General features: G+C 67.6%; 9 protein-coding genes. 4 read left to right on the top strand and 5 right to left on the bottom strand.

Annotated elements, in window-relative coordinates; genetic code table 11:
* The 4 genes from ACRDUX_RS16775 to ACRDUX_RS16760 all read right to left on the bottom strand — a co-directional run.
* Positions 1-637, bottom strand: a 637-nt coding sequence (locus tag ACRDUX_RS16775; protein ID WP_526415146.1) for an MFS transporter, incomplete at its 3' end; no start/stop codon positions are given.
* A 3-nt stretch (positions 638-640) separates the two neighbouring features.
* Entirely contained in the window at positions 641-1,630 is a 990-nt protein-coding gene (locus ACRDUX_RS16770; protein WP_526415145.1) for an NAD(P)-dependent oxidoreductase, read from the bottom strand.
* A complete protein-coding gene (locus tag ACRDUX_RS16765) occupies positions 1,627-2,754 on the bottom strand; it encodes a maleylacetate reductase (protein ID WP_526415144.1) in 1,128 nt (375 codons plus the stop codon). The genes ACRDUX_RS16770 and ACRDUX_RS16765 overlap by 4 nt, the downstream gene beginning before the upstream one ends.
* On the bottom strand, positions 2,751-3,965 hold the full coding sequence (locus ACRDUX_RS16760) for an enolase C-terminal domain-like protein (protein WP_526415143.1): 1,215 nt from the start codon (positions 3,963-3,965) through the stop codon (positions 2,751-2,753). The genes ACRDUX_RS16765 and ACRDUX_RS16760 overlap by 4 nt, the downstream gene beginning before the upstream one ends.
* Before the next feature lie 111 nt (positions 3,966-4,076).
* On the opposite strand from ACRDUX_RS16760, the gene ACRDUX_RS16755 reads away from it, so the two are divergent.
* Positions 4,077-4,967, top strand: a complete 891-nt coding sequence (locus ACRDUX_RS16755) for a LysR substrate-binding domain-containing protein (protein ID WP_526415142.1) — start codon at positions 4,077-4,079, stop codon at positions 4,965-4,967.
* Between the two features lie 7 nt (positions 4,968-4,974).
* Here the strand turns inward: ACRDUX_RS16755 and ACRDUX_RS16750 are convergent, their stop codons facing one another.
* Positions 4,975-6,141: a glycosyltransferase family 4 protein gene (locus ACRDUX_RS16750; RefSeq protein ID WP_526415141.1), complete on the bottom strand. Its 1,167-nt coding sequence runs from the start codon at positions 6,139-6,141 to the stop codon at positions 4,975-4,977.
* A 100-nt stretch (positions 6,142-6,241) separates the two neighbouring features.
* On the opposite strand from ACRDUX_RS16750, the gene ACRDUX_RS16745 reads away from it, so the two are divergent.
* From ACRDUX_RS16745 to ACRDUX_RS16735, 3 genes are all read left to right on the top strand, one after another.
* Positions 6,242-7,036 carry a class I SAM-dependent methyltransferase gene (locus ACRDUX_RS16745; protein WP_526415140.1) on the top strand — a complete coding sequence of 265 codons (795 nt, stop codon included), beginning with the start codon at positions 6,242-6,244 and terminating at the stop codon, positions 7,034-7,036.
* A 55-nt stretch (positions 7,037-7,091) separates the two neighbouring features.
* Positions 7,092-8,561: an aldehyde dehydrogenase gene (locus tag ACRDUX_RS16740; protein WP_526415139.1), complete on the top strand. Its 1,470-nt coding sequence runs from the start codon at positions 7,092-7,094 to the stop codon at positions 8,559-8,561.
* 83 nt (positions 8,562-8,644) lie between these two features.
* Positions 8,645-8,854: hypothetical protein (locus ACRDUX_RS16735; RefSeq protein WP_526415138.1), on the top strand; the 210-nt coding region annotated here is incomplete at its 3' end.

Raw genomic sequence — 8,854 nt, 5'->3', positions numbered from 1 at the left:
CTCGCAGCCGGATCACCAGGCCGATGGCGACCACCAGGATGCTGAACAGGAACGGAACGCGCCAGCCCCAGCTCATCAGCTGGTCCTCCGGCAGCGTGGACACCACGGCGCTGATGGCGGCGGCGAGGCCGATCCCGATGAACACCCCGGAGGCAGGCAGCGACGCGTAGAAGCCGCGCCGCTTGACCGGGGCGAACTCCGCAACCATGGTGACCGCGCCGACGTACTCCGCGCCGACGCCAAGGCCCTGCAGCAGACGACACACCACCAGCAGTACCGGTGCGAGCACGCCGATGCTGGAATAGGTCGGCAGCAGCCCGATGGCGACTGTCGCAACCCCCATCAGCAGAAGCGTGCACACCAGCGAGAAGCGCCTGCCGTAGCGATCACCGATGTGGCCGAAGAGAATGGCACCCAACGGCCGGGCGAAGTAGCCGACGCCGAAGGTGGCGAAGGCCGCAACCACGCCTGCGGTCGGGGAGAAGCTGGGGAAGAACAGGGTGCCGAAAACCAGTGCGGCCGCCTGACCGTAGACGGCGATGTCGTACCACTCGATGATGCTGCCGATGACTGTTCCGGGAATCAGCCTGCGACGGGATTCGAGCCAGATCTGTTCGGGGGTCACGTGAGCGGTCATGGGTTAGCTCCTCCTTGAGCTGACGCCGCTGGCTGGGCGGACGAGGTTGCGCAACGGCTCGCCGGCTGCGAGTCGGTTGACGTTGTCGGCGATCACGGCATAGCGGCGACGGGGCAACTGGTTGGTCCAAGCGCTGGAATGCGGAGTACACCAGGCGTTCGGCAGCTCCCAGAGCGGCACGTCTGCGGGTGCGACCCGATTCCCCTCGTTGTCCGGATAGCGATACCACACGTCGAGCACCGCGCCCCCGATGGCGTTGTGCCGCAACGCTTCGTAGAGGGCCTTCTGGTCGACGATGGGTGCACGCGAGATGTTGACGAGCACCGCGTGGGCGGGCATCCGCGCCAGAGCTGCGGCATCGATGAGGCCAGTGGTGGCCGGTGTCAGCGGGCAGGCGAGCACCAGGTAGTCGGCGCGCCGCTGAAGTTCTGCCAGCCGGTCGGTGGGCAGCACGCGTGCTGACTCGTCGCCGTCGGCATGGTCGTCGATGGCAACCACGTCGACACCGAACGCACTGGCGCGGGCGGCGATCGCGCGGCTGATGCGGCCGTAACCGACCAACACCATTGTCCTTCCGTAGATCTCGCCGTGCGGTAGGCGCCTGCGGTACAACGATGACCAGTCCTGCGGAGTGAACGACTCCTGCATGGCCGACGCCCGGATCTCCCACTCCAGCAGCCGGGCGAGGACGAACTCGGAGATGGGCGTCTCGTGTTCGAAGACGTTGGCCACCAGGGTGTCCGGTGTCAGCGCGGCGAAGTCGACCTGATCGAGTCCGGCGCCGGGAACGTGCAGGAGCCGAAACGGTGGCGCGGTGGCGCCGGGGCGGGAGAACCTCAACGACACCACGACGTCGGCGGCGGTGATGTCATCGTCGAACGTGGTCGAATTGGCCGCTGCCCACGGCAACTTCACGATCTCGTGCGCGGTGTCCAGGTGTGGTCGCAGGTCTTCGCCGTGGTCGGCCGCCTCACCGACCAGGAAGATCTTCATCGCCGACCACCGGGACGCTCACCTTCGGCGGCAGCCCGCAGGATTGCGCGTACGGCGGAATCGGTTACCGGCGCCGGATTTCCGGCTCGACCTGCGTCATGGATGTCAGGGCCGGTCGGCGGTCCGTCGGCCGTGGTCGCGATGTGCACCGCACGGTCCTCGTCATCGGCGGAGAATCCAACGTCTGCCAGGCGCACTGGAAGCTCGGCGCCGACGGCCAGATCCCAGAGGTGACCGGCGAGGTCGGGGGTACCGACCGCGTCGGCGATCCGTCCAAGCGCCAGTGGCGCCTGCCGCAGCAGATGATCCGTGACATAGGGCAGCACGACGGCGTGCGCCGTGCCGTGTTCGACCCCGTAGCTGCCGCCCAGCATGTGCGCAATGGCATGTTGGATGGCGAAGCCACCTGTCAGCGCAGCACCGGAAAGATATGCCCCGTAGAGCATTTCGTTCCGCAGCATCACATCGTCGGGATTGGCCAACAGTTTGGGCATGGTGTTCGTCACGATGCGCGCACCCTCGACGGCAGCGGGCGCCAACAGCGGGCTCAGGCTCGGCAGGTAGATGGCGTCAACGCAGTGAGCAAGGGCATTCATCGCGCTCGATGCGGTCGTCGAGGGCGGCAGTCCCAGGGTGAGCTCCGCGTCGTAGATGACCACCGACGGTCGCATCGCCAGGCTTTCGTGCATGCGCTTCACGCCGTCCGCGGTCATCCCGCAGAACCCCGTCATCTCCGACCCGCTGTAGGTGGTGGGCACCGCGATGATCGGCAGGCCGGTTTCGTTGGCGATGCCCTTGCACAGCCCGGTCGCCGCGCCGCCACCGATGGCGACGAGGCAGTCGGCGCCAAGACCGGCGGCCTTCTCGACACCGCGCCGCACCAGATCGACGGGGACCTGGCTGACCGCCTCGGGTAGCAGGCCCGCGCAGCGCTCACCGATTTCCTCGGCGAAGCGGTCACCCATCGAGGCCCGCCCGGGGGTGGTGACGATCATCGCGCGGCGCGCCCCGAGGCGGTCCACCTCATCGCGAAGGCCTGCGGAAGTACCAGGCCCGAACACGATTCGAGGCGGTGTCGCGTTGTGCACACCGGCGGGATGGGCGAATGTTCGCAACTCGCTCACCAGTCCACCACCGTTCCATCGGCCAGCACTGCCGAACTGCTATGTGCAATCTCTGGTTTGAATGGGTGTTTGGCGGCCTCGCGTTCGTCGACCTCGACGCCGAGGCCGGGTTCGGTGGGGACCTGCCAATGACTCCCGACTCGCCGCATGGGGGTGCGGACCACGTCGTCGTACCAGCTGACCGCGCCGCTCATCTCCTCCTGAATCACGAAATTGGGGGTGCTGACCGCGAAGTGCAACGCTGCCGCGCCCGCGATGGGGCCGTTGGGATTGTGCGGCGCCACCCCGACCATCTCGACGTCGGCCAGCGCGGCGATGCGCTTGCCCTCCAACAGCCCGCCGGTGTGATTGAGATCGGGCTGCGCGATGTGGATCGCCTTGGCCGCCAACACCGGAAGGAACTCTCGCAACCCCACCAGCCGTTCTCCCGCGGCGATCGGCACCGATGATCGATGGGCGACCTGTCGCAACGCCTCGGTGTCGCCGGGCTGCACCGGCTCCTCGCAGAACAGCGGCTGATAGGGCGCCAACACGTCGATGTACTGGATGGCGGCGGCGACGGACGCCGGCCTGCCGTGGAAGTCGACCATGATGTCGACGTCGGGGCCCACCGTGTCGCGAAGCGTCGACATCATCGTGTCGACGTGTCGACGGTCCGACGCGACCGTCAGATGCCCGCCATAGGGGATCAAGACCACTTTCATTGCGTCGTAGCCCTTTTCGACGACGGCTGCGGCCTTCTCCCGCACCAGACCCGTGTCGCTGGTGTCGTACACCGAGCGCATGTCGCCGAGGCCGAGATGGGTGTACACGTGTACTGAATCCCGAACCCGACCGCCGAGCAGGCGCCATACCGGCTGGCCGACGGACTTCCCGAAGATGTCCCACAGCGCGTGTTCGATGCCACTGATTGCGGTCGCACCGATGATTCCGAGGCGGTAGTAGCTGTGCTTGGTCAGTATCCGGACGATCTGCTCGATGTCGCGGGGATCGCGCCCCACGACCATGGGGGTCAGATCCTCGATCGCTCCGATCACCGCCCGGGTCTTCCAATTCAGACTTGCCTCACCCCAGCCGTAGAGGCCGTCCTGGTCCGTCCGGACCTTGACGAGGATCCAGTTCCGCATCTCGGCATTGACGACCGTCGTTTCGATGGCGGTGATCCGGATCGGCGGACCGTCGGGCGACGACGCTAGGGGCGGGGGTGTCACAGGTGCTCCGTTCTGTTGTGGCGTAGGCCACGTTATGGCCGCCCAGTAATTGGGTCCAACTCTTTCTGATGATGAATTGATTTGATTTGCTTCTTAGAGTTGGATCAGCGGATGGACCGCGCGGGTTTGCAGTGCTTCGTGGCTCTGGCCGACGAGTTGCATTTCGGCAGGGCCGCCGAGAGGTGTCACATGAGCCAGCCGGCGATGAGCCAGCAGATCCGGCGGCTCGAGCAAGAACTGACCGTGCGCCTCGCGCACCGAAACAAGCGCATGGTGTCGTTGACGCGCGCCGGCGAGGTATTCGTCGTCGAGGCCCGAAAGATGCTTCGCCACATGGATGATGCCGCGGCGCTGACCCAGCGAACCGATCGCGGCGAGGTCGGACAATTGCGCTTGGGCGTCACCGCGCCCGCGCTGTTCGTCCTCTACCCCGAGATCGCCGCGCTGTTTCACGCCCGGCTGCCCAACGTCGGCCTGGTGGTGCGTGAGATGACCACCGCCGAACAGGAACACGCGTTGCGCCGGGGTGATCTGGACGTGGGCCTGGTACACCCACCCCTGGACGACGCCGGCCTGGCAGCCGAGGAGATCGGCCGCGCACCGTTCCACATCGCACTACCGGTCACGCATCCGCTCACCCGCCACGAATCGGTCGAACTCGGCGATCTCCATGGCGAGCAGGTGGTGATCTTCCCCCGCGAGATCGCCCCCCAGCTCTACGACACCGTGTTACTGCTCTGCCGCGACGCGGGGTTCAGCCTCCGCATCGCCATGGAGGCACACCCGGCGCAATCGATCATCGCCCTGGTGGCCGCAGGCGTCGGCATCGGATTCATCGCCTCGGAGACCCAGCGACTCGACCGCGCCGGGGTGACCTACCGTCCGATTCGCGGGCCGGGGCCGCAGCTCAGCATCGGAGTCGCCTACCACGCCGACGAGACCGCACCCAGCGTCCGCACCTTCCTGACCGTGGCACGCGAGGCGGGACGCACCATGCGCTGAGTCCGGGCTAGACGACGCCGCTGACCCGCCGTCCCCGGACCACCGACTCGAGAACCGTGCGCATCGCGTTCGCGCTCTGCGACCAGGAGAACTCACCGCTGCGCACCTGGGCCTTCACGCCGAGTTGCTCGCGCAGCACGTCGTCGGTCAGCAGTTGTTCCATGCGCGAGACCAGCTCGACGTGGTCGTCGACGAGCAAGCCGGTGACGCCGTCGACGATCGAGTCCGTCAGCCCGCCCGAGCCCCGGTAGCCGATGGTCGGCACGCCGTGTTGGGCCGCCTCGGTGACGGCGAGCCCCCAGCCCTCCTTGCGGGACGGCAGAACGTGGATCCAGCAGCGTTGCAGCACTTGGTGTTTCGACGACTCGTCGACGTGACCGTGAAAGGTCACGGCGTCGGCGATGCCGAGCTGCGACGCGTGCGTGACGAGCCGCTCCTCCCACCAGCCACCGCCGACGACGTCGAGGTGCAGGTCCGGTATCTGCGGTAGCAGCGCGGCGACGGCGTCGAGCACGTCCTCGATCTGCTTGTGCGGCACCAGCCGGGAGAGGACTGCCACCCGCGGACCGACCGACCGCGGCAGCGTCAACGTGTCGGGCGGCGCCTCGTCCAACCCGTTGCGCACCACCGCGACGTGGTCGGGGTCGACGCCGAGATCGGCGAGATCACGCGCCGACGGCAGCGACACCGTGACGTACTGGTTGTCGCGGTGCACCCTTGGCGACAGCGTGGACTCGACGAGCCAGCCCACCCGGCTCATCACCCGGCCCGCCACCGGCCACTGCTCGCGGTGGCAGTGGTGGACCAGGAGGACGGATCGCCGCCCGAAGGCCAGGCGCGCCATGAACGGGATGCCGTTCTGGCTGTCGATCACGACGTCGGGTCGCAGCCGTCGCAGCGGTCCGATCCCGATCCGCGACGCGACCATCGCCAACCCTGCGAGCACGTACACGCCGTAGCGGCCGCCTCCGCGACTGATGCTGACGCCGTCGACCATCTCGCGGCGCGCGGCGCCCGGGTAGCGGGCGGTGCGCAGCGTGACGTCCACTCCGCTCGCCGCCAGCTGACTGCCGATGCGCTGGAGATAGGTTTCGCTTCCGCCGCCCTGCGGGTGACCGGTGTCCCGCCAGCAGAGCAGCAGGACGGACCCGAGCTGCGCGGGGTGGTTGGACATCCCGTTCAGAGTAAGCCCCGCACGAGTGGCCACTTGTCATACGCTTCACGTCCTCGCGCGTGACACAACTGGCCACTCGGGACTGGAATGGAGTTGCCCGATGCCCGCTACCGACCTGTTCGCCAGCCAGGCCACCCTGTCGCGATCCGTGCGCCTGCTCGGTGAGTTCCGCTTCGAGCAGCGTGACCCGGCCCGGTTCTACGGCGCGCTGGCCCGGGACACCGTCACCCTCGTCACCTCGCTGTGGAGATCTGTGCACGGGACTGCGCCGACCGGCCGCACCCTGCTCGACGTCGGCGGCGGGCCCGGCTACTTCGCCACCGCATTCGGCGCTGCGGGCCTGAATTACGTCGGCGTCGAGCCGGACCCGACGGAGGCGCACACCGGAGCCGCGCTGGCGGCGACATCCGAAGCAAGCCCAGCGGGAGAACCCGGAACGGGCAGCTTCGTACGCGCATCGGGGATGGCGCTGCCCTTCGCCGACGACAGCGTCGACGTCTGCCTGTCCTCCAACGTCGCCGAACACGTCACCGACCCGTGGCGAATGGCTCGCGAGATGGTCAGGGTCACCAAGCCCGGCGGGCTGGTGGTGCTCTCGTACACGGTGTGGCTCGGCCCGTTCGGTGGCCACGAGATGGGGTTGACGCACTATCTCGGCGGGGCGCGCGCCGCCGAGCGCTACACCCGCCGATACGGCCACCGACCGAAGAACGACTACGGCTCGTCGTTGTTCGCCGTCTCAGCCGCCGACGGGCTGGAGTGGGCCGCGAGCACCGGGATGCTGGTCGCCGTATTTCCCCGCTACCACCCACGATGGGCGTGGTGGCTGACGCGCGTGCCCGTGCTGCGGGAGTTTCTGGTCAGCAACCTGGTACTGGTGTTGCAGCCGTCCTGAACCCTTGAACTGCAACAGGTTCTCGTTTGGCCCGAGGATGGGTAATGTGACGGCCATGACACAGAGCACTGCCTTCAAGACCGAGTGGGACAAGCTGTTCATCGGCGGCAAGTGGGTCGAGCCGGCCACGTCCGACGTCATCGAAGTGCACTCGCCTGCCACCGGCGAACTGGTCGGCAAGGTGCCGCTGGCCTCGGCGGCCGACGTCGACGCCGCCTGCGCCGCGGCGCGCAAGGCGTTCGACGAAGGCCCCTGGCCGCACACCACGCCCGAGGAACGGGCCGCCGTGCTCGGCGCCGCGGTGAAGATCATGGAGGAGCGCGCCGACGAGCTGAAGTTCCTGCTGGCCGCCGAGACCGGCCAGCCGCCCACCATCGTCGACATGATGCAGTACGGCGCCGCGATGGCGTCGTTCAACTACTACGTCGGTGCCGCGGACAAGTTCACCTGGCAGGACATTCGCGACGGCATCTACGGGCAGACCCTGGTGCTCAAGGAGCCCATCGGCGTCGTCGGCGCCGTCACGGCGTGGAACGTGCCGTTCTTCCTGGCCGCCAACAAGCTCGGCCCCGCCCTGCTGGCTGGTTGCACGGTCGTGCTGAAGCCCGCCGCCGAGACCCCGCTGTCGGTCTTCGCGATGGCGGAGATGTTCGCCGAGGCCGGGCTGCCCGAGGGCGTGCTCTCGATCGTGCCGGGCGGTGCCGAGACCGGACGCGCGCTGACCGCCAACCCGGAGTTGGACAAGTTCACCTTCACCGGCAGTTCTGGCGTCGGCAAGGAGGTCGCCAAGATCGCGGCCGAGAAACTGAAGGCCTGCACCCTGGAACTCGGCGGCAAGTCCGCGGCGATCATCCTCGAGGACGCCGACCTGGACTCCACGCTTCCGATGCTGGTGTTCTCCGGCCTGATGAACTGCGGTCAGGCCTGCGTCGGCCAGACCCGCATCCTGGCGCCGCGGTCGCGTTACGACGAGGTCGTGGAGAAACTTGCCGAAGCCGTCTCGAACATGCCGATCGGCCTTCCCGACAACCCCGGCGCGATGATCGGGCCGCTGATCTCGGAGAAGCAGCGCGAGCGCGTCGAGGGCTACATCAAGAAGGGCGTCGAGGAGGGCGCTCGCATCGTCACCGGCGGCGGCAGGCCCGAGGGTCTGGACAGCGGCTGGTTCGTGCAGCCCACCGTGTTCGCCGACGTCGACAACTCGATGACCATCGCCCAGGAGGAGATCTTCGGACCGGTCCTCGCGGTGATCCCCTTCGACACCGAGGAGGACGCGATCCGCATCGCCAACGACTCGGCCTACGGGCTGGCGGGCAGCGTCTACACCACCGACTTCCCGAAGGCCTTGGAGATCGCGAAGCGGATCCGCACCGGCACCTACGCCGTCAACATGTACGCCTTCGATCCCGGTGCGCCGTTCGGCGGCTACAAGAACTCCGGCATCGGCCGCGAGAACGGTCCCGAGGGCATCGAGGCGTACTGCGAGTCCAAGAGCGTGCTGCTGCCCTTTGGCTACACGCCGTAGGGCCTGGCACGGTCCTGTCGGCTGTCAGGTTGGCGCGCTAGGGTGGGCCCTCCATTTCGAGCAACGCAACCAAGGAGCTACCAATGGCGGTATCCGTTGACCTGGCCAAAGCACTCGACAAGGCTTATGAGGACAAGTCGCTGAAGGACATCCTCGATGCGTCGCCGGCGGCGCTGGCCGGCGTGACCGACGCCGACGCGAAGCATCTCGAAGAGGCGTTCAACATCAAGACCGTCCGCCAGTTCGGCGCGAGCAAGTACTTCGCCGTCGCCGCGGCCCTGGTGGCGCTGGAG

It is taken from the genome of Mycobacterium sp., assembly GCF_050701675.1.
Classification (GTDB): domain Bacteria; phylum Actinomycetota; class Actinomycetes; order Mycobacteriales; family Mycobacteriaceae; genus Mycobacterium.
The sequence above is the reverse complement of the archived record's forward strand: the minus strand, read 5'-3'. Positions and strand labels throughout refer to the sequence as shown.